The sequence below is a fragment of the Variovorax sp. 10N432 genome (assembly GCF_056394465.1).
This window is the reverse complement of sequence record NZ_JBFTHX010000157.1, coordinates 1-452: the sequence shown is the minus strand read 5'-3', so window position 1 is coordinate 452 and position 452 is coordinate 1. Positions and strand designations below refer to the sequence as shown.

General features: G+C 60.4%; 1 protein-coding gene. It reads left to right on the top strand.

What is annotated here, in order from left to right:
- Positions 1-452: glutamine synthetase (locus AC1DF3_RS37130; RefSeq protein WP_478142831.1), on the top strand; the 452-nt coding region annotated here is incomplete at both ends.

Here is a 452-nt window from a genome sequence, read left to right as displayed (position 1 = left end):
CCGCATGCATCGAACAGCCGCGCGACCATCCTCGACGACGAGGACGCATGGTTCGGCTTCGAACAGGAATATTTCTTCTACCAGGACGGCCGCCCGCTCGGCTTCCCCGAGCAGGGTTACCCGGCTCCGCAGGGTCCGTATTACACCGGCGTCGGCTTCAAGAACGTCGGCTCGGTTGCCCGCGAAATCGTTGAAGAACATCTCGACCTCTGCCTCGAAGCCGGCATCAACCACGAAGGCATCAATGCCGAAGTGGCCAAGGGCCAGTGGGAATTCCAGGTATTCGGCAAGGGCTCCAAGCGCGCCGCCGACCAGATCTGGATCGCCCGTTACCTGCTGCTGCGTCTTTGCGAACAGTACGGCATCGACGTCGAATTCCATTGCAAGCCGCTCGGCGATACCGACTGGAACGGTTCGGGCATGCATTGCAACTTCTCCACCAAGTTCATGCG